Source organism: Caballeronia sp. SL2Y3, from assembly GCF_022879575.1.
In the GTDB taxonomy this organism is placed as follows: domain Bacteria; phylum Pseudomonadota; class Gammaproteobacteria; order Burkholderiales; family Burkholderiaceae; genus Caballeronia.
This window is the reverse complement of the sequence record NZ_CP084260.1, coordinates 859,684-878,870: the sequence shown is the minus strand read 5'-3', so window position 1 is coordinate 878,870 and position 19,187 is coordinate 859,684. Positions and strand designations below refer to the sequence as shown.

Genomic DNA, 19,187 nt, shown 5'->3' with positions numbered 1-19,187 from the left:
GCGCCCGCCGTTTGCGGGATAATAGCGGTTTCGCGCGACGCACGCGTGCCGCGCCTGGTCCCGTTTCGACATGTTTCACCCGTATCCGATCATGAGCATACTGAATCTCTCCGCCTACAAATTCGTCACCATCGAGGACGGCGCCGCGTGGCGGCCGCTCGTCACCGAACGCTGCAATGCGCTCGGCCTCAAGGGCACGATCCTGCTTGCGCCGGAGGGCATCAATCTGTTTATCGCGGGGCCGGTCGCGCGAGTGCGCGAGTTCATCGACTACATTCGGACGGACGCCCTCTTCGGCGGCCGTTTCGCCGATCTGCAGTTCAAGGAGAGCTTCTCGGAGACGCAGCCGTTTCGCCGCATGCTGGTGAGGCTCAAGCGCGAAATCATCACGATGAAAAAGCCCGCGATCAAGCCGGAACTGGGCCGCGCGCCGTCCGTGGATGCGCCCACGCTCAAGGCCTGGCTCGACCGCGGTCACGACGACGCCGGCCGCCCCGTCGTGATGCTCGACACGCGCAATGCGTTCGAAGTGGACGTCGGCACGTTCGAGAACGCGCTCGACTATCGCATCACGAAGTTCAGCGAGTTCCCCGAGGTGATCGAGCAGAACCGCGCGGACCTCGAAGGCAAGACCGTGGTGTCGTTCTGCACCGGCGGGATTCGCTGCGAGAAAGCTGCGATTCACATGAAGGAAGTCGGCATCGAGCATGTTTATCAGCTCGAAGGCGGCATTCTGAAATACTTCGAGCAAGTGGGCGGCGCGCATTACACCGGCGACTGCTTCGTGTTCGACTACCGCACCGCGCTCGATCCGAACCTCCAGCCGACGGCGACCGCGCAGTGCTTCGGCTGCCGCGCGGTGGTGAGCGTCGAAGACCAGAAATCGCCGTATTACAAGCCGGGCGAGACGTGCCCCGCGTGTCACCCGGACGCGAAAGTCGGCCAGGCGGCTTAAGCCTCGGTACATGATCTATCGCGGCCGCTTCGCGCCTTCGCCGACAGGCCCGCTGCACGCGGGATCGCTCGTCAGCGCGCTCGCGAGTTTTCTGGATGCCCGCGCGCACGGCGGAACGTGGATCGTGCGCATCGAGGACGTCGATTCGCCGCGCACGGTCCCCGGCGCCGCCGACGACATCCTTGCGACGCTCGCCCGCTTCGGCATGCATTCCGACGAGCCGCCCGTCTGGCAGAGCCGGCGCGACGACGCGTACTCTCGCGCCTTCGCTCAGCTGCAAGGCGACGGCCTCGTCTATCCTTGCGGATGCACGCGGCGCGAGATCGCCGATTCCCTCGTGCATGCGCACGCGCGTCACGCGACGCTCGCGTATCCCGGCACGTGCCGCAGCGGGCTGAACGGCCGCCCGGCGCGCGCGTGGCGGCTGCGCGTGCCGGACGGCGACGCGGCGCGCGTCACATTCGTTGATCGCTGGCAAGGGCCGCAGTCGCAAGATCTCGCCACCGAAGTCGGCGATTTCGCCCTGAAGCGCGCGGACGGCTTGTGGGCTTATCAACTGGCAGTCGTCGTCGATGACGCCGACGCGGGCATCACGCACATCGTGCGCGGCGCGGATCTGCTCGATTCGACCGCCCGGCAAATCTATCTCCAGCGCTGTCTCGGCATGCCGACGCCTGCCTATCTGCACGTGCCGGTCGTCAACAATGACATCGGCGAGAAACTCAGCAAGCAGACCGGCGCGACGCCGCTCGACACCACCGCTCCGCTCGACGCGCTCACACAGGCAGCGCGGCATCTCGGAATCGATGCCTCGGCGGCGTGCTCGCTGGATGCGTTCTACGCTCGGGCCATCGCCGACTGGGCGAAGCGATTCGTGCCGTAAAACGAAAAACGGCAGCCGCGAAGGGCTGCCGTTCCGATGGACGCGTGCAAAACTCAGGACGTCTTGCGCGGCATGCCGAGTCCGCCCAGGAGCGCCGCCAGCGGCTGCTTCGAGACGCTCTTGCGCTCGGGCTCAACGCTTTCCTCTTGACGCTTCATCGCCGAGGGCGACGGTTCATACGGCTTCAGGAAGAATTCGTCCACCGGCTGCTGACGCCCGCGCGGCCGGTCGTATGCGCTCGACGTGCGGCGGCGCGAACCCGACTCTTCCCGCGCGCCATGCCGATGCTCGGTGCGCTCGCCGCGCGCCGGCCGCTCGTCGCGGCGGGATGCGTCGCGCCGCATGGGCGTGGCAACCTGCAGCGTCTCGACTTCCAGCGGGCGCTTGATCAGCTTTTCGATGTCGGCCAACTGCTTGCGCTCGTTCGGGCTGCACAGCGACAGCGCGTCGCCCGAAGCGCCCGCGCGCCCCGTCCGGCCGATGCGGTGCACGTAATCTTCCGCGTTGAACGGCAGGTCGAAGTTGATGACCGCCGGCAGTTCGGCAATGTCGAGACCGCGCGCCGCGACGTCCGTGGCCACGAGCGCCTCGATCTCGCCGCGCTTGAACGCGTCGAGCGCCTGCATGCGCTCGCTCTGCGAACGGTCGCCGTGAATCGCGGTCGCCACGATGCCGTCGCGCTCCAGCACGCGCGCGAGCCGGCTCGCGCCGATCTTGCTGTTGCAGAACACGATCACCTGCTTCAGTCCGCGCTCGCGAATGATCTGGGCGACCGCGCCCGACTTGTCGCTCTCGTGGACCTCGTAGACGATCTGGCGCACGTTGGTCGCCGTCGAATTGCTGCGCGCGACTTCGATGGTCTGCGGATTACGCAGGTACGTCGCCGCCAGCTTCTTGATTTCCGGCGAAAACGTGGCCGAAAAAAGCAGCGTCTGACGTTCCTTCGGCAGCAGATTCAGGATGCGTTGCAGGTCGGGCAGAAAGCCCATGTCCAGCATGCGGTCGGCTTCGTCCAGCACGAGCATCTGCACCTGGCCCAGGTTGAGCGTCTTTTGCTGCACGTGGTCGAGCAGGCGGCCCGGCGTCGCGATGAGAATCTCGACGCCGCGGCGCAGTGCCTCCGACTGCGGGTTCATGTCGACGCCGCCGAAGACGACCGTGCTGCGCAGCGGCGTGTGCTTCGAATACGTCTGCACGTTCGCCGCGACCTGATCAGCGAGTTCGCGCGTCGGCGTGAGCATGAGCGCGCGCACCGGATGCCGCGCAGGCGACGCGCTGGTGTTGGCGTTCGGCAGCAGGCGCTGGATGATCGGCAGAGAGAAGCTCGCCGTCTTGCCGGTGCCGGTTTGAGCCGCGCCCATCACGTCGCGGCCCGAGAGCACGACGGGAATGGCTTGCGCCTGGATCGGCGTGGGCGTCGTGTAGCCCGACTCGCGCACCGCCTTGAGGATCTCGGGGGACAAGCCGAACTGGTCGAACGTCGGTGCGGCCGTGGCTTCTTCGGTGGACGTGTTCGGGGCGACGGAATCAGACATGGTGACTATGGTGGCTTTCGCTATAAAACCGCGTATGCGGCGCGCGTGAACGATCGTTGAATCCGACTCGACGTTTCACGCGTAAGTTTCGATGGCGCGGAACGACCCGCGACGCATCTGTTAGGGGTGCACGCTTGTCGTGCGCATGTTGCGTGCCTTGGCGCGCGACTGGACAGGCTGCCGGACATCGGGCATCGGCGGCGAGACTTGTTTCGCACCTTCCTTCGACGCACACCCGAATGGAACACGGCTTCGATGACGCTTTAGCGACACCGGGCGCTGATGCCGCGCGTACGGCCCGCTGCGCAGCGGTTGCTCGGGCGCTGGGAAGGTCCGCTGGCGACCGCCGCCCTCTTACTGCGGGAAAGCCGCACATTGTAGCACCGCCTCTCGAAGCGTTCGGACGCACGCGGCCGGGGCCGCGCGCTCGCATCCGGCTACTTCGTGCGCGCCTGACAGTCCGCAAGCAGCGGCGGGGAATCCTTGGCGGCCATCTCGTCGTACAGGTTGGCCTGCGGGCCCTTGGTCCACCAGACATATTGATCGGCGGCGTATTTCGCGCCCGAACCGGCGACCACGTTCACGAACAGGAGCTTGCGCCCGTCGACGGTCAACGCCGCGAAGCTCTGGCGATTGCGCGTGGTCGTGTACTGCACGGTGACGCTCTTGCCGTCGCGGCAGTCGTAATGCGTGGATTGCGTCGATGCCGTCTGGATCTGCGGAACCGTCAGCGGCATGGCCTGCGCCGATTGCACGGCCAGCGCCGTCGGCAAGGCGATCGAGAGTGCGAGGAACTTGTTCATCGTCCTGTTTTTCGGTGTTGAGAAGACCGCACGCCGGTCAGGGATCGATCACGTCGGCGCACGCATCGGTGGGCGCGGCCGCGACGTGACCGACGACCGGCACGATCTTCAGGCCTGCGGATGCGATCCGGCACGGAGCGGCGGCAAGGCCGCAGCCCGACAGCCCGACGCATGCCGCGACGAGCGCGGCGAGAAAAAAGCGTTTCACTGGAATGCTCCTGTCTGTCGCACGGCTGCCGTCACTTGGTGGAAACCGGACGCACCTTCGATGCCGCGAGCTTTGCGCGCTCGCGCGCCTCGTCCGTATCGACGCCGGTTGCCACCGCGACGCCCATGCGCCGCTTCACGAAACTCTCCGGCTTGCCGAAGAGCCGCAAGTCCGCGCCCGGCACGGAGAGCGCGTCGCGCACGCCTTCGAAGGCGATGCCCGCTTCGTCCAGACCGCCGTAAATGACCGCCGACGCGCCCGGCGTGCTCAACGACGGGTCTACGGGAAGCCCGAGAATCGCGCGAGCATGCAGCTCGAATTCGGAGAAACGCTGCGTCGCGAGCGTGACGAGCCCGGTGTCGTGCGGACGTGGGCTCACCTCGGAGAACCACACGTCGTCACCGCGCACGAACAGTTCCACGCCAAAGAGGCCGCGCCCGCCGAGCGCCGTCGTCACCTTTTCGGCGACCTCGCGGGCTTTGTTCAGCGCCGCCGCGCTCATCGGCTGCGGCTGCCAGGATTCCACGTAATCGCCCGCCACCTGAACGTGCCCGATCGGCTCGCAGAAGTAAGTCCGCGTTTCGCCGCTCGCCGGGTCCGCCGCGCGCACGGTGAGCTGCGTGATCTCGTATTCGAAGTCGATGAAGCCCTCCACGATCACGCGGCCGTGATTGACGCGCCCGCCGGCCATTGCGTACTGCCACGCCGGCTCCACGTCGGCCTCGCTGCGCAGCACCGACTGCCCTTTGCCCGACGACGACATGACCGGCTTCACGACGCACGGAAAGCCGATGGTCGCGATCGCGGCTTTCATCTCGTCGAGCGATTGCGCGAACGCATACGGCGAAGTCGGCAAGCCGAGCGTTTCGGCGGCCAGCCGGCGAATGCCTTCGCGGTTCATCGTGAGCTGCGTGGCCCGCGCGGTCGGAATGACGGTCGCGCTGCCCGACGCCTCGATGTCCGCGAGCGCGTCCGTGGCGATCGCCTCGATCTCGGGCACGATCAGATGCGGCTTCTCGCGTTCCACGAGCGCGCGCAGCGCGGCGGGATCGGTCATGTCGATGACATGCGCGCGGTGCGCGACCTGATGCCCCGGCGCGTTCGCATAACGATCGACCGCGATGACTTCGACGCCGAGGCGCTGTAGCGCGATGATCACTTCCTTGCCCAGTTCGCCCGCGCCGAGAAGCATGACGCGCGTGGCGCTCGGAGAAAGCGGCGTGCCGATGCGCATGGCGATATCGTGCGGTGCGTTCTTGTCGGCTGAGTCGGTCTGCATGCGTGCTCCGGAAGCGTTTCGGTTGTGCGTCGGCAATGAGTCTCTTCGATAACTCGAACGCCGATTGTCACGATTCGGCGGCGATGTTAACACGCAGCGCAGCCGCCGACTGCTATGCCATTCGGCCTATTGACAACGCATATGGACTCGCGTCCGCGCCGGGAATTCCCGCGCGCGTCGATGGTCCGCTGCGCGACAAATCCATTTGTTGCATCTGAATGCTGGACAAACGATACGACGCGTGCGGTACCCTTACGGCTTTCGCCAGTCCTGGGATTTTCGATGTCTTCGCATTTTCGCCGCGCTTTATCTCCACGCTCGATGCCGCGTCCGCTGGCAATCCTTGCGCCGTGCGCTGGCGTCGCTGTTTTAATGGCAAGCCTCGTGAGCGGCTGCGCCATGCCGAAGCACTCGGACGCGAGCGCGCCGCCCACCGATCCTTATAACCCCGCCGCGACACAATTGCTCGACGACACGCATTGGGAACTCACGAGCTGGACCGAGGCGAACGGCCAGCCGCGCGCCGTGCCGACTCGCGCCGCGGGCGGTCAGCCGATCACGCTCGATCTTTCCACGGAGAGCGGCCGTCGCCGGGCGAGCGGCTTTTCGGGCTGCAATCGCTACACCGGCCCGTACGTCCTCAAGGACGGCAAGCTGAGTTTCGGCGCGCTCGCCGGCACGCGCATGGCGTGTCCAACGAGCGTCGGCGGCGCGGCGGAGCAACCTTATCTGGACGCGCTCTCGCATGTCGCAAAGAGCGGCGTGCAGATGAATCCGCCGCAGTCGCTTCAGTTGACGCTCGACAACGGCGGCGTGCTGACGTTCGCGCAGCGCGTTGAATGACTCGCCGCCGCTTCGCGCGCGCGGCACATGACAGGCTAAGTGTTGCTGACTGTTGCGCGCTTGCGCCATGCGCGTCCGGTTTAGCCCGCAACCGTTAAACTGCACAGTCGATACGCCCGGCCCGTGCGCGACACACGCACATTGCGCCGACTACGCGACCGGGCAGCCGTCTCCCATCCGTCTCATCCAACCTTGGTTCGATCCTTAGCATGCACACGGTAGTTCTCGGCTGGTTCGGTGCATCAGTCGTCTGGTTTCTCGCTCTCTTCTGGCGCGTCGTCAAATCGGTGCTTCCGGGCGGCGCGGGGCTGCGCGGTCCCGGCACGATCCGCCTGTGGCTCGGCTTTTTCACCGTTCTGCTGTCGAGCGCAGCGCTGGAAGGCGCGCTCGCCGGCGCACTCGAAGCACAGCAGAACGTCAATCGCGCTGGCCGCGCGCTCGCGGGGGCGCTCGCCGGCCTCGCGCATGCGCCGGGGGCCATCGCCATCGCGGCTGCGGTGCTTGCAATCAGTTTGCCGTGGCTCCTCGAATTCAGCTGGCGTTCGGTGCTCGCCTGGGCCGACGAAGCATTCGGCTTCGGCCTTCCGCAAAGCTGGCTGACGCCGCGCGAGCCGTCCGACCGCGAGTCGCGCGCTCGCGAGCCCGAGCGTGCCAAGTCGAGGTCGAAGCGTAGCGCGCCGGCAAGCGAGCAGCCCACCGGCATGCGTTGGCGCGAGCGCCGCACGCGTGAGACGACGACTGCGGATGCGCCGTTGCGAGGCATCGGCGGCGAGCGTTTCGATGCCATGGCCTCTCGCACTTCGCCCGACGAGCCGACGCTCGGCATGCCCACCGGGCAACGCAGCGGACGTTATCAGCGGCCGACGCCGTGGCGTCCGCCAGCGACGGCCGGGCGCGTCGTGAAGGGCGCGGAGACATCGGCGGCGAGCATCGCGGCGACGGCGGAGGCGTATTCGCGCCGCCCCGCGTTCGAGCGCGCCGGCACGCCGGTGTCCACGTTCGTCGAGCCGGTCGCGCCTGACGGATGGCTCAATTCCCTGTCGACGGCAGCGGCGGCGCTCGGCTCGACGGCTTCGCGCGCCAATTTGCCGTCGGGCTCGCCTGGCCGCAACAACGAGACCGGCGCGGCGGCTTCGACGCGTTCCGCAGCTTTTTCCACGGGTTCTTCTTCTGCGTCGGCCAGGGCGCCGCAGCGGCCGATGTCCACGCAGCCCACGCAGACGACGCCGGCACGCGCCGCCGGGCTTGCGAGCGGCCCGGCTCCCGCGCCGAGGAACGGCGTGCCGGCGCGCAACCCGGTTCCGGCGTCCGCGGCGACATCGACTCAGGTATCGCGTGGCCCGGTAAGGCGCCCCCTGCCGACGGAGATGACAGGCGATGGACGCTCGTCGGCTTTCGCGCCGCCCGCGTTCTCGCGTCCGCCTTCGCCGCCTGTGCCGCCGCCCGCGCCCGACGCCATTCAGGCGACGCTGCGTTCCATCGAGGAAAAAGCGGCGCTCTGGACGTCGCTCGCAGGAGCGAGTCTCGCGCGTCATCACGAGGCGCAGGCGTCGCCGCCGACCGATGCTGCGTCGCTGGTTCCGGAGCGCGCGGTGGCCGCGAACGCGTTGGGGGACGGCGTTTCGGGCGATCGTGCGCCGTTCGGGCTGCGCGCTTCGCCGGATTCTTCGTCTGACACGCGCGCCACGGCTGCACCGATCGGAGAAGCCGCCTTGTCCAGCTTGTCCGTTCAAGGTAAAGCGAGTGCGGAAGCGCCCGTTGCGCCACAAGCCGATGAATTGCAATCAACCGCATTCCGAACGCCGCAGCGCGAGCCCGCGAGCGAGGTCGAAGTGTCGCCGGCAATGCTGGACGCCGGTGCACGCGTCCAGCGCGAACTGAGCGCAACGACGCCTTCGATGCCGTCGCCGATCCCCGATGAGCCGTCGAGCGAACCCATCGGCACGCATGAAGCGCCGATGGCAACCTCGGACGTTGGCGAAGAAACGCCCGGCATCGCGGAAACGCCCGCATCCGTTCCGCAATCAGCAGTCGACGCGCGCGCCGCTTCGGAGACAGCCGAGACTAGCCGACGCCTGACTGACGGCAAAGCATCGCGGGTTGACGAGGCTCCGGCTGTTGCGCTACAGCCAGCGACTGCCGCTACGGCGTTGGCGCACGCGCCCGTATCGCACCAAGTCGTCCACGCGTTTGCGAGCGCTGTGGAAGCGCAAGGCGCGTCGACCGAGCCGGCGACTTTGACGGCATCGCCGTCGCCGACGCCTCTCGCGGAAGTGTTCACGGCGACCGCGGTCGGGCGTGGTGCAGCACTACCCGCCGACGCGCCAAGCATGGAACCGGCGGCAACATCGGCGGCGCACATCGTCCCTGATGCACCGGCCACGCTCGAAGCACGCTCCGATGCCGAACGTGAGCCGCACGCGCCGTCATGGAAAGCGTCCACGGCGACCGCGGTCGGGCATGGCGCAGAACCACCCGCCGACGCGCCAAGCACGGAACCGGCGGCAACATCGCCGGCGCACATCGTCCCCGACGCACCGGCCACTCTCCAAACAAGCTCCGATGCCGAACGTGAGCCGCACGCGCCGTCATGGAGAGTGTCCACGGCGACCGCGGTCGGGCATCGCGCAGAACCACCCGCCGACGCGCCAGGCATGGAACCGGCGGCAACATCGCCGGCGCACATCGTCCCTGACGCACCGGCGACCCTCCAAGCAAGCTCCGATGCCGAACGTGAGCCGCATGCGCCGTCATGGAAAGCGTCCACGGCGACCACGGTCGGGCGTGGCGCAGAACCGTCCGCCGACGCGCCAAGCATGGAACCGGCGGCATCATTGCCGGCGCACATCGTCGCTGACGCACCGGCCACGCTTGAAGCACGCTCCGATGCCGAACGCGAGCCGCACGCGCCCTCATGGATGATGCGCGAACCGCTGGCGGACGAGCCGACGCGTTTGGGCATGGACTCGGCCGCCGTGCGACACGCAAGCCCACAGGATCTCGCGCCCTCTCCCAGCATCGACGTCTCGCGAGACGACCGGCCCACGCCTGCGAACACGCCACGGCTAGAAAAGCGCGAAGCATCGCCCATCGAACCGGACACTGTGCCGGACCGACCGGACTATCCGTTCGATTCGGCGCCCATTCTGCCGCCGCCGCTGCCCCGCGCGCTGTCCGGGCCTGGCGAGCCGCAGCCGTCGTTCGACGAAGCACCGCCCTGGCTCGATCAGGAGCCGCAGACGTTGCGCGTGTTGTCCGCGCCGCCCGCATTCGACGCCCCATCCACGCGCGCAAGCATCGACGAAACGCGCCCCGCCGCCGCTCCCGAGCCGCGTCAGCCGCTGCGCGGCTTCGCGCCGACCGAGTTCGAATTCCACGCGCCGCAGGCGTCGGCCGTCGAGTTGCCGACGCTCGATCTGCTCGAACCCGCCTCCGACGAAGTCGAGCCCGTGTCCGAGGAACGCCTCGCCGATACGGGCCAACTGATCGAACAGCGCCTGCAGGAGTTCAAGGTGCCGGTGACGGTCGTCGGCGCGTCGGCGGGTCCGGTCATCACGCGCTTCGAAGTGGAACCGGCGCTCGGCGTGCGCGGCAGCCAGATCGTCGGGCTGATGAAGGATCTGTCGCGCGGGCTCGGGCTCACGTCGATTCGCGTCGTCGAAACGATTCCCGGCAAGACCTGCATGGGCCTGGAATTGCCGAACGCCCGGCGGCAGATGATCCGCCTCTCCGAGATTCTCGAAGACGACGTGTATCGCGCGTCGAAGTCGAACCTGACCATCGCGATGGGCAAGGACATCGTCGGCAATCCGGTCGTGACCGATCTCGCGAAAGCGCCGCACATGCTCGTCGCGGGCACGACCGGCTCGGGCAAGTCCGTCGCCATCAACGCGATGATCCTTTCGCTGCTCTTCAAGGCGAAGCCCGAGGACGTGCGCCTCATCATGATCGACCCGAAGATGCTCGAATTGTCCGTCTACGAGGGCATTCCGCATCTGCTCGCGCCGGTCGTGACGGACATGAAGCTCGCGTCGAACGCGCTCAACTGGTGCGTCGGCGAAATGGAGAAGCGTTATCGGCTGATGTCGGCCGTGGGCGTGCGCAACCTGCAAGGCTTCAACCAGAAGGTGCGCAACACCGAAGCCGCGGGCAAGAAGCTCACGAACCCGTTCTCGTTGACGCCCGACGCGCCCGAGCCGCTTTCGACGCTGCCGCTGATCGTCGTCGTGATCGACGAACTCGCGGATCTGATGATGGTTGCGGGCAAGCAGATCGAGCAGTTGATCGCGCGGCTCGCGCAGAAGGCGCGCGCCGCCGGCATCCACCTGATCCTCGCCACGCAGCGGCCGTCGGTAGATGTCATCACCGGGCTCATCAAGGCGAACATTCCGACGCGCGTGGCGTTTCAGGTGTCCTCGAAGATCGATTCGCGCACGATTCTCGATCAGATGGGCGCCGAATCGCTGCTCGGCGCGGGCGACATGCTGTTCCTGCCGCCCGGCACCGGCTATCCGCAGCGCGTGCACGGCGCGTTCGTCGCGGACGACGAAGTGCATCGCGTGGTCGAATATCTGAAGCAGTTCGGCGAGCCGGAGTACGAAGAAGGCATCCTCTCCGGTCCGACGCCGGAAGGCGGCTCGCAGGATCTCTTCGGCGAAGCGCCCGATGCCGAAGCCGATCCGCTCTACGACGAAGCCGTCGCGTTCGTCGTGCGCACGCGGCGCGCGTCGATTTCGTCGGTGCAACGGCAGTTGCGCATCGGCTATAACCGCGCCGCGCGTCTTGTCGAGCAGATGGAATCGGCCGGGCTCGTCTCGCCGATGGGCAGCAACGGCAACCGCGAAGTGCTCGCGCCGCCCGGTCCGGCCGACTGAGCCTCAGCCAAGCGCCTCACCAGACGCGCAGCTTGCGCAACAGGTAGATCGTGATGGCGGCGCAGCCCGCCATCACGCCGATGACAATCCAGAACGACGCCGGATTATGCGTGCCCGGCAAGCCTGCCACGTTCATGCCGAAGATGCCGGTAAGCAGCGTCGCGGGCATCAAGAGCGCGGACATGATCGCGAGCCACAGCAGCTTGCGGTTGATGTCCTCGGAGAGCAGCGCCGCGATTTCGTCCTGCAAGAGTTTCGCGCGTTCGTAGAGTCCTTCCAGCCCCGCGCCCAGGCCGTTGAGCACCTGAATGGCCTGCACGAGCGCCTCCATGGAACGCGGCTCGGCCCATTCCAGACGGCGCGTGACGAGCTGCGTCAGCGCGTTGCGCTCCGGATCGATGAAGCGCTTCACCTCCACCAGCCTGCGCCGCACGTCACCGAGATGCGCGCGCCAGTTCGCCTGACGGTTTTCGAGCACGCCCTCTTCCACGTCGTCGAGCCGGTCGCCGATGTCGTCGATGCGATCGACGAAGGTCTCGTTCAGCGCGCGAATCAGGCCCGCGAACAGGTCGACGGTATCGCGGAACGTCGCGCCTTCGAGCACGGCGTGGCGCAGACGGTCGGTCGATTGCAGCGGCCGCGCCCGCACGGTAATCATGCGGTGGCGGTCCACGAAAAAGCGCAGCGCGCTCGTCGCGCGATTGGCCTCGCGCACGCCCGGCGAGGCCGCATCCGGCGCGGCCGCGACGAGTTCGAGGTCCGCGACCACGCCGTACACGAAGTTCGCGCCCATGTGCACGCGCGGCCGCTTGTCCTCGCCGTTGAGGAACTCACGCGCGACGTCCGGCATCGACGTGACGCCTTCGAGCCAGCTTTCCACCGTGTCGTCGTTGGCCGAAAGATGCAGCCACGTGAAGCCGTCGCCCGCCACGGCCCGGCGCGCCTCGTCCCACGAGAGCCGCAACGCGTCGCCGCCCGCGAAGTCGAACGCGCTGATGAATCCCGGCGGCGCCGGCTGGTCGTGGCCGGCGCGCGCGCGCTCGGCCGGGTCCTGCGTACGGGTCGTATCCAATGTTGCTTCCCTGCTGTTACCTTACGAATTGGTCGGGACACCTTTCGATTTCCGATACGATGCGACTTCACGCCCGCATGAAGCGGGCCGCGCGGCCATCGTACTAGAACTCGTAGCGTCCCCAGAAGAAGGCGACGTCGCCGTCGTTAAGTCCGGGCAGGCGCGGAATGAACGTGCCCATGAGCGACGCGCGCTTGTAGCGGATAGAGCCGATGGGCAAGGCGAGCGGCAACGGCAAATAGTGCGCGACGTCCGAGCGCGCGGTGAAGCCTGCGAAGAAGCCGCCGCCGGCCTGCAAGCCGCCCAGCACCGGCTTCGTGAACCACTGCCGCGCATAGCCGCCTATCGGCTGGAAGTTGTGATGCGAGTCCGAGAACCCGAACGCGAACAGGATGTCCTCGTCGCCGTTGGCGTCGGTCCAGTGCTTGCCCGCGCCGCCGCCCCAGGACCACGGATTCAGCTCGCTGCGATTCGTGTAACCGTCGATGTGCCAGCCGTAGCCGGTAACGTAAAGGTCCCACGTGCCCTCGTGCGCGACGCGCATCACGCGCTCGCACGCCGACGACATCCAGTCGCGCTTGAAATCGCATTGCCCTTCGTCGGCGCGCGCGGCGAAGGGACTTATCGCGCACACGCTCAGCAACGAAACCGTGACCGCCCTGACCGCTGTTTTTTTTGTCATCGTCGATGGACTGCGCATCGCTGTGAAGGTAAGACGCCGGGGCGCCGCGCGTCAAACGACGCGCGGCGCTTCGTCATGAGCTCACGAAGGCGAAACGAACTTGAAATCGACCGGCGAGCCGATCGACAGCTGTTTGGGATCGGACGCGAGTTCGCCCGTCGCCGGATCGCGGCGGAAGAAATACGCGCTGTCGCTCTCCTGATTGCCGACGACGAGCCAGCGTCCGGTCGGATCGATGGCGAATTCGCGCGGCGTCTTGCCGAGCGTCGGATAACGTTTTAGCAGCTTCAGATGCCCGTTGGCCGGATCGACGGCGAATGCCACGAGCTGGTTCGCGTCGCCGCGATTCGTCGCGTAGAGAAAGCGCCCGTCCTGCGACAGATGCAGCGCGCCCCCGCCGATCTTGCCTTTGAAGCCGGGCGCGGTCATCGGCACGGACTGCGTTTCGGTGAGCTTGCCGCCGGCGTAGTCGAAGACGACGACCGAAGCGTTCAGCTCGGTCGTCAGATAGGCGTGCTTGCCGCTTGCGTCGAAAATCAGATGGCGCGGACCGGAGCCCGGCTTGATCGGCGTGTAGCGCGACTCGGTCGGGCCGAACAGACCGCGGCTGCCGTCCGGCGTGTAGCGATAGCCGAACACCTTGTCGACGCCCAGGTCCTGCGCGAAGAGATACTTGCCGTCGGGCGAGAAAACGGTCGAATGCACGTGCGAGTTGTCCTGCCGTCCTTTGACCGGGCCGCTGCCCTCGTGATGCACGGTCAAGACCGACGTGCCGACGTGTCCATCGGCGGAAAGCGGAAACACGGCGAAGCTGCCGCCCGGATTCGCCGCGACCGAATAGTTGGCCGTGAGCAAGTACTTGCCGTCGGGCGAGATGGCGAGATAGCAGGGATCGTTGCCGTCCGCCGACACGCGGTTCAGAAAGCTCAACTGCCCGCTCGCGCGATCGAAGCGAAATGCGCTCACGCCGCCGCGCTGCGACGCCGGGCCATTGTCGCCCGGCAATTCGTTCACCGCGTAGACGTAGTTGCGATCGCGGCTGACGACGAGATACGACGGATTCACCGTCTGCGCCGATGCAATGCGCGTGAGTTCGCCGTTGCCCGCATCGAAACGATAGACGTAGATGCCTTCGCTCTTCCCGCTGCCCGTGTATGTGCCGATGAGCAGGTCGAAGACCTCGCCCGAGTTTCCGGTCGTCGCGCTGGCGGCGCTGCCGCTCGCTGCGCTCGCCGCTGGCGTCGCGTTGCCGGCCGTTTGCGCGAACGACTGCGCGGCGGCAAGCGAGAGCATCAGCGCCACGCCTTTGGCCCAGCGCGCCGGCTTGGCGCGCGCGCGCAACGCGCGCAAGAGCGGGCGCGGCGCTTGCAACGGCGCACGCATCGCGGCGCAGGAACGGCTCGGTTGCATGAGACCTCCTCATCGACTATTTGCTGCGTGTTATGGATGTCACGCGCACAGGCGTCGCGCGACGGGCGTGACCGGCGTGACCGGCGTGCGTGGGCAGCAAATTGCGGACCGCTCGCGCGAGGCCTGAGTCGGTGCGTCGCGCGTTCCGTCCAGCCACAGCACTCTAACCAAGAAACGGAGCTGATGCGATGAACATCCACATAAGCCTCGGGCCGCTCGTTTCGCTGATCGCGGGCATCCTTATTCTCGTGATGCCACGCCTGCTCAACTTCATCGTGGCGATCTATCTGATCGTCATCGGGCTCATCGGACTGTTCGGCATGGGCGCGACACACTTGTGACGGCGATGCGCGCTCGCGGTTCCGTGCGCCGGGCGCCGAGCGAAAAAAGGCGCACGCGCGGATGGAGCCGCGGACGTGCGCAGTATGTGATGGATGACGGAAGGCGCCGCGTTTCGGAGGCGCGGCTGGCAACGGCGTTCAGCCGTTTGCAAGCTGGTCCAGACGCAGACGCCCTTGCAGCGACAACGCGCCGACCGACAGGCCGCTCATATCGAAGCTGTAGCGGCTGAAACAGCCCCGTTCTGTGAGAAAGGCCGCAGCCGTGTCCATGGCATTGCGGGAGAGGCCGAGGCGCTTGTGATCGAGAGGAAGCAGGTTGTCGCTGTCGCGCATGCGGCTCGCAGCGGAAAGAATGGCGATGCAGTCTGCTTTCGACGGATTGAGCATAGTGATGGTTTCCTCGAAACGCAAAGCAACGAATGGCGCCGGCCGCCCCGCAAGCCGACAGGGGAAAACGGAGCCGCGAGCGCGGTGACGCGCGGCACGGTTACGTTTAGCTTCCATTCTAAACATCAGCCGAAACGCGTGACAACGGTTTGATCGGCGCTTCGATAGTGCTTTTCCGCCAACGCGGCGCGGCTTGCGGTCGCGGGACGGTTCCCGCGCCGCCGCACGCGCCCGGTTTTCTGCTTGCGCGAAGCGAATGCGGCAGAATGCGACGACATAACCGCCAAATCGCTCTGCCTCGCGGCGCATCGCCGCCAGCACAACCACGCTCACTATGCCCGCTCTGATTGAAGACTACGCCATGATCGGCGATGGCCATACTGCCGCCCTGGTCTCCCGCGACGGCTCCGTCGACTGGCTCTGCTGGCCGCGCTTCGATTCGGGCGCGTGCTTCGCCGCGCTGCTCGGCACGCCCGAGCATGGCCGATGGCTGCTCGCGCCGTCGATGCCGGACGGCGAAGCGCCGGTCGTGCGCCGCCGGTATCGCGGCGACACGCTCATTTTGGAAACAGACTTCGAAACGCCGCAGGGCGCCGTGACCGTGGTCGATTTCATGCCGTCGCGCAACGGTCATTCGGAACTGGTGCGCATCGTGATCGGACGGCGCGGCGTCGTGCGCATGAAGATGGAACTCGTCGTGCGCTTCGATTACGGGTCGGTGGTGCCGTGGGTCAGCCGCCTGCCGAACGACAGCGGCATCCGTGTGATCGCCGGTCCGGACCTCGCGGTGCTGCGCACGCCGGTGGACCTCGTCGGCGAAAACATGCGCACGACCGCCTGCTTCGACGTGACCGAAGGCGAGCGCGTGCCCTTCTCGCTCTGCTATTCGCAGTCGCATCTGCGGCTGCCGCCCGCGCACGATCCGCACACGCAACTCGCGCGCACTGAGAATCACTGGCGCGAGTGGTCCGGCAAGAGCCAGCTCGCGGGCCGCTGGGCCGGCGCCATCCGCCGCTCGCTCATCACGCTGAAGGCGCTGGCCTACGAGCCGACAGGCGGCATCGTGGCCGCGCCGACCACATCCCTGCCCGAACAGCTCGGCGGCGCGCGCAACTGGGACTACCGCTACTGCTGGCTGCGCGACGCCACCATCACGCTGCTCGCGCTGATGCGCGGCGGCTACTACGACGAAGCCCGCGCCTGGCGCGCGTGGCTCGGCCGCGCAATGGCCGGCGCGCCGTCGCAGGTGCAGATCATGTACGGCATCGCGGGCGAGCGTCGGCTCGCCGAATGGGAGATTCCGTGGCTGCCGGGCTATGAAGGATCGCAGCCGGTGCGCGTGGGCAACGGCGCGGTCGAGCAGTTGCAGCTCGACGTGTACGGCGAAGTGATGAACGCGCTGCATCTCGCGCGCGTCGGCGGCCTGCAAAGCGACGAAACCGCGTGGTCCATCCAGTGCACGATGCTCCAACATCTGGATACGGTCTGGGATCAGCCCGACGAAGGCATCTGGGAAGTGCGCGGCGGCCGTCAGCACTTCACCTTTTCGAAGGTCATGGCGTGGGTCGCGTATGACAGGGCCATCCGTTCGGCGGAACAGTTTGCGCTGGCGGGACCGATCGACCATTGGCGTCAAATGCGCGCGCGCATCCACGCGGACGTCTGCGACAAAGGCTGGAATCCGACGGTGAACGCCTTCACGCAGGTGTACCACGGCGATGCACTCGACGCGAGCCTGCTTCTCATACCGCTGCTCGGCTTTTTGCCGCCGGCCGATCCGCGTGTGACCGCCACCGTACATGCGATCGAGACCAATCTGACGCACGATGGTCTCGTCAAGCGCTATCACACGACCGAAACGGCGGACGGGCTGCCGCCAGGAGAAGGCACGTTTCTGGCTTGTAGCTTCTGGCTGGTGGACAACCTGGCGTTGCAGGGCCGGATCGACGACGCGCACGCGATGTTCGAGCGTCTTGTCGGCCTCGCGAACGATGTCGGCCTGCTCGCCGAGGAATACGACACGACGGCGAAACGCATGGTCAGCAATTTTCCGCAGGCGTTTACGCACGTGGCGTTGGTGCATACGGGGATGAACCTGATGAAGCACGAGCAGGCGATGGCGCATGTCACCGGTCAGCCGTCCGCTGCGGACCGCAGCGCCGCAGGCAAAGAGGCTCCGGTTGGTATCAGCGAGGAAGGCTGAGGAAAGACGGAGCGCGTTTTAGTTTGGCGGCATCGCTGCGCGACGCTAGAATGGTGCAATGCACAACGATGAAGCTGTTGCAGGAAAGCCCGCAAGTTTGACCGGTCTATTGTGCTATCCAGGCGTCGAGCGGAAACTGTTGCTGCTTAGTATCAAACTTTTGCATCGCTGGTCGTTAATGTAGGGAATCACGGCGATACCCAGCGACCGAGCGCGAAAACGCGCCTTTGCAGTAAGAAACAGCAGCCCCGCGGTGCGGTCGAGCCGCACGGCGGGGATTTTTTGATTGCCGTTGGGTCAGGTTGCCGGCCGAATCGCCGGGACCAACGGGCATTACCGGTTCGTACCGAAGTCATTGGGGCCACCATGCTCTATCAAATACACGAATTCCAGCGGGCCATGTTGTCTCCTCTCACGGCATGGGCCCAGGCCGCCTCGAAGTCGTTCGTGAATCCGGCCAGCCCCCTCGCCTACGTTCCCGGTTCCACGCGTCTTGCCGCCGGATACGAACTGCTCTACCGGCTCGGGAAAGACTACGAGAAGCCCGAGTTCAACATCCATCAGATCGTCAAGGACGGCCACAACATTCCGATCGTCGAACAAACGGTGGTCGAGAAGCCGTTCTGCCGGCTCTTGCGCTTCAAACGGTTTGCCGATGACAGCGCGACCGTGACGAAGCTCAAGGACGAGCCGATCGTGCTGGTGTGCGCGCCGCTATCCGGCCATCACTCGACGCTTTTGCGCGATACCGTCCGCACGCTGTTGCAGGACCACAAGGTCTACATCACCGACTGGCTCGACGCGCGCATGGTGCCGGTGGAAAACGGCGCGTTCCATCTGGACGATTACGTCGAATATATTCAGGAGTTCATCCGTCACATCGGCGCGAAGGATCTGCACGTGATCTCGGTGTGTCAGCCGACGGTGCCCGTGCTCGCCGCCATTTCGCTGATGGCGAGCCGCGGCGAAGACACACCGCGCACGATGACCATGATGGGCGGCCCGATCGACGCGCGACGCAGCCCGACATCGGTGAACTCGCTCGCGAGCGAGCACTCGTACGAATGGTTCGAGAACAACGTCATCTACACGGTGCCGGCGAATTATCCGGGCGTGGGCCGCAAGGTGTATCCGGGCTTCCTGCAGCATGCGGGCTTCGTCGCGATGAATCCCGAACGGCATCTCACGGCCCATTGGGACTTCTATCAAAACCTGCTGCGCGGCGACGACGACGATGCCGAACAGCATCGCCGCTTCTATGACGAGTACAACGCCGTGCTCGACATGGCCGCCGAGTATTACCTCGAAACCATCCGCATCGTGTTCCAGGAGTTCCGTCTTGCCGAGGGCACGTGGGACGTGAACGGCGAACGCGTGCGCCCGCAGGACATCACGCAGACGGCGCTCTTCACCATCGAAGGCGAACTCGACGATATCTCCGGCGACGGCCAGACGCGCGCCGCGCATGACCTGTGCACGGGCCTTTCGCAGAAGGACAAGCGCCATTTCACCGCGGAAAAGGCCGGCCACTACGGCATATTCTCGGGCCGGCGCTGGCGCACGATGGTGTATCCGCAATTGCGCGAATTCATTCTCGAACACGACAAGTCGCCGAAGAAAGAAGCGGTCCCCGCGTAAGTCGATTCATCGCGGCGCAGTGCTTCAACCTGCGCTTCGGTACCGATTCCATTCGCAAAAGAAAAACGTCGCGC

15 protein-coding genes are annotated in these 19,187 nt (G+C 66.2%); 7 read left to right on the top strand and 8 right to left on the bottom strand.

What is annotated here, in order from left to right; all coding sequences use genetic code 11:
• The first annotated feature begins 91 nt into the window (after positions 1–91).
• Positions 92–955: a sulfurtransferase gene (locus tag LDZ26_RS04160; protein WP_244848291.1), complete on the top strand. Its 864-nt coding sequence runs from the start codon at positions 92–94 to the stop codon at positions 953–955.
• Positions 956–965: 10 nt separating this feature from the next.
• Positions 966–1,838 (top strand): tRNA glutamyl-Q(34) synthetase GluQRS, encoded by an 873-nt coding sequence (gene gluQRS / locus LDZ26_RS04155; RefSeq protein WP_244848290.1) that lies wholly within the window; start codon positions 966–968, stop codon positions 1,836–1,838.
• Positions 1,839–1,891: 53 nt separating this feature from the next.
• On the opposite strand, the gene LDZ26_RS04150 is transcribed toward gluQRS, so the two are convergent.
• The 4 genes from LDZ26_RS04150 to purT all read right to left on the bottom strand — a co-directional run bounded on the left by LDZ26_RS04150 (position 1,892) and on the right by purT (position 5,663).
• Positions 1,892–3,373, bottom strand: coding sequence for a DEAD/DEAH box helicase (locus LDZ26_RS04150; RefSeq protein ID WP_244848289.1), 1,482 nt, complete (start codon positions 3,371–3,373; stop codon positions 1,892–1,894).
• Positions 3,374–3,810: 437 nt separating this feature from the next.
• Positions 3,811–4,176 (bottom strand): MliC family protein, encoded by a 366-nt coding sequence (locus tag LDZ26_RS04145; RefSeq protein WP_244848288.1) that lies wholly within the window; start codon positions 4,174–4,176, stop codon positions 3,811–3,813.
• Positions 4,177–4,213: 37 nt separating this feature from the next.
• Positions 4,214–4,384 carry a DUF6726 family protein gene (locus LDZ26_RS04140; protein ID WP_244848287.1) on the bottom strand — a complete coding sequence of 57 codons (171 nt, stop codon included), beginning with the start codon at positions 4,382–4,384 and terminating at the stop codon, positions 4,214–4,216.
• Between the two features lie 31 nt (positions 4,385–4,415).
• Complete coding sequence (gene purT / locus LDZ26_RS04135) at positions 4,416–5,663, bottom strand: formate-dependent phosphoribosylglycinamide formyltransferase (protein ID WP_370650643.1); 1,248 nt, start codon at positions 5,661–5,663, stop codon at positions 4,416–4,418.
• A 282-nt stretch (positions 5,664–5,945) separates the two neighbouring features.
• Here purT and LDZ26_RS04130 point away from each other — a divergent pair, with 282 nt between their 5' ends.
• Together LDZ26_RS04130 and LDZ26_RS04125 are read left to right on the top strand one after the other, a co-directional pair.
• On the top strand, positions 5,946–6,506 hold the full coding sequence (locus LDZ26_RS04130; RefSeq protein WP_370650642.1) for an META domain-containing protein: 561 nt from the start codon (positions 5,946–5,948) through the stop codon (positions 6,504–6,506).
• Positions 6,507–6,715: 209 nt separating this feature from the next.
• Entirely contained in the window at positions 6,716–11,380 is a 4,665-nt protein-coding gene (locus LDZ26_RS04125; RefSeq protein WP_244848285.1) for a DNA translocase FtsK, read from the top strand.
• A 16-nt stretch (positions 11,381–11,396) separates the two neighbouring features.
• Here the strand turns inward: LDZ26_RS04125 and LDZ26_RS04120 are convergent, their stop codons facing one another.
• From LDZ26_RS04120 to LDZ26_RS04110, 3 genes are all read right to left on the bottom strand, one after another.
• Positions 11,397–12,452, bottom strand: coding sequence for a transporter (locus LDZ26_RS04120; RefSeq protein WP_244848284.1), 1,056 nt, complete (start codon positions 12,450–12,452; stop codon positions 11,397–11,399).
• Positions 12,453–12,555: 103 nt separating this feature from the next.
• Positions 12,556–13,134 carry an antimicrobial peptide resistance and lipid A acylation PagP gene (locus tag LDZ26_RS04115; protein WP_244848283.1) on the bottom strand — a complete coding sequence of 193 codons (579 nt, stop codon included), beginning with the start codon at positions 13,132–13,134 and terminating at the stop codon, positions 12,556–12,558.
• 81 nt (positions 13,135–13,215) lie between these two features.
• Positions 13,216–14,544, bottom strand: coding sequence for a lactonase family protein (locus LDZ26_RS04110; protein ID WP_370650641.1), 1,329 nt, complete (start codon positions 14,542–14,544; stop codon positions 13,216–13,218).
• A 188-nt stretch (positions 14,545–14,732) separates the two neighbouring features.
• Here LDZ26_RS04110 and LDZ26_RS04105 point away from each other — a divergent pair, with 188 nt between their 5' ends.
• The gene (locus tag LDZ26_RS04105; RefSeq protein WP_244848282.1) at positions 14,733–14,885 is read left to right on the top strand and encodes a DUF3096 domain-containing protein; all 153 of its coding nucleotides are present in this window, start codon (positions 14,733–14,735) and stop codon (positions 14,883–14,885) included.
• 138 nt (positions 14,886–15,023) lie between these two features.
• On the opposite strand, the gene LDZ26_RS04100 is transcribed toward LDZ26_RS04105, so the two are convergent.
• A complete protein-coding gene (locus tag LDZ26_RS04100) occupies positions 15,024–15,272 on the bottom strand; it encodes a hypothetical protein (RefSeq protein WP_244848936.1) in 249 nt (82 codons plus the stop codon).
• A gap of 334 nt (positions 15,273–15,606) precedes the next feature.
• Between LDZ26_RS04100 and LDZ26_RS04095 the strand changes: the two genes are divergently transcribed.
• Both LDZ26_RS04095 and LDZ26_RS04090 read left to right on the top strand, forming a co-directional pair.
• Positions 15,607–17,475, top strand: a complete 1,869-nt coding sequence (locus LDZ26_RS04095; RefSeq protein ID WP_244848281.1) for a glycoside hydrolase family 15 protein — start codon at positions 15,607–15,609, stop codon at positions 17,473–17,475.
• A gap of 366 nt (positions 17,476–17,841) precedes the next feature.
• Complete coding sequence (locus LDZ26_RS04090; protein WP_244848280.1) at positions 17,842–19,113, top strand: polyhydroxyalkanoate depolymerase; 1,272 nt, start codon at positions 17,842–17,844, stop codon at positions 19,111–19,113.
• Positions 19,114–19,187: the final 74 nt, after the last annotated feature.

What these genes read in the sequence shown, in the direction of transcription:
- LDZ26_RS04160 (WP_244848291.1), top strand. Translation starts at nt 92, where the DNA reads ATGAGCATACTGAATCTCTCCGCCTACAAATTCGTCACCATCGAGGAC.
- gluQRS (WP_244848290.1), top strand. Translation starts at nt 966, where the DNA reads ATGATCTATCGCGGCCGCTTCGCGCCTTCGCCGACAGGCCCGCTGCAC.
- LDZ26_RS04150 (WP_244848289.1), bottom strand. Translation starts at nt 3,373, where the DNA reads ATGTCTGATTCCGTCGCCCCGAACACGTCCACCGAAGAAGCCACGGCC.
- LDZ26_RS04145 (WP_244848288.1), bottom strand. Translation starts at nt 4,176, where the DNA reads ATGAACAAGTTCCTCGCACTCTCGATCGCCTTGCCGACGGCGCTGGCC.
- purT (WP_370650643.1), bottom strand. Translation starts at nt 5,663, where the DNA reads ATGCAGACCGACTCAGCCGACAAGAACGCACCGCACGATATCGCCATG.
- LDZ26_RS04130 (WP_370650642.1), top strand. Translation starts at nt 5,946, where the DNA reads ATGTCTTCGCATTTTCGCCGCGCTTTATCTCCACGCTCGATGCCGCGT.
- LDZ26_RS04125 (WP_244848285.1), top strand. Translation starts at nt 6,716, where the DNA reads ATGCACACGGTAGTTCTCGGCTGGTTCGGTGCATCAGTCGTCTGGTTT.
- LDZ26_RS04115 (WP_244848283.1), bottom strand. Translation starts at nt 13,134, where the DNA reads ATGACAAAAAAAACAGCGGTCAGGGCGGTCACGGTTTCGTTGCTGAGC.
- LDZ26_RS04110 (WP_370650641.1), bottom strand. Translation starts at nt 14,544, where the DNA reads ATGCAACCGAGCCGTTCCTGCGCCGCGATGCGTGCGCCGTTGCAAGCG.
- LDZ26_RS04105 (WP_244848282.1), top strand. Translation starts at nt 14,733, where the DNA reads ATGAACATCCACATAAGCCTCGGGCCGCTCGTTTCGCTGATCGCGGGC.
- LDZ26_RS04100 (WP_244848936.1), bottom strand. Translation starts at nt 15,272, where the DNA reads ATGCTCAATCCGTCGAAAGCAGACTGCATCGCCATTCTTTCCGCTGCG.
- LDZ26_RS04095 (WP_244848281.1), top strand. Translation starts at nt 15,607, where the DNA reads ATGCCCGCTCTGATTGAAGACTACGCCATGATCGGCGATGGCCATACT.
- LDZ26_RS04090 (WP_244848280.1), top strand. Translation starts at nt 17,842, where the DNA reads ATGCTCTATCAAATACACGAATTCCAGCGGGCCATGTTGTCTCCTCTC.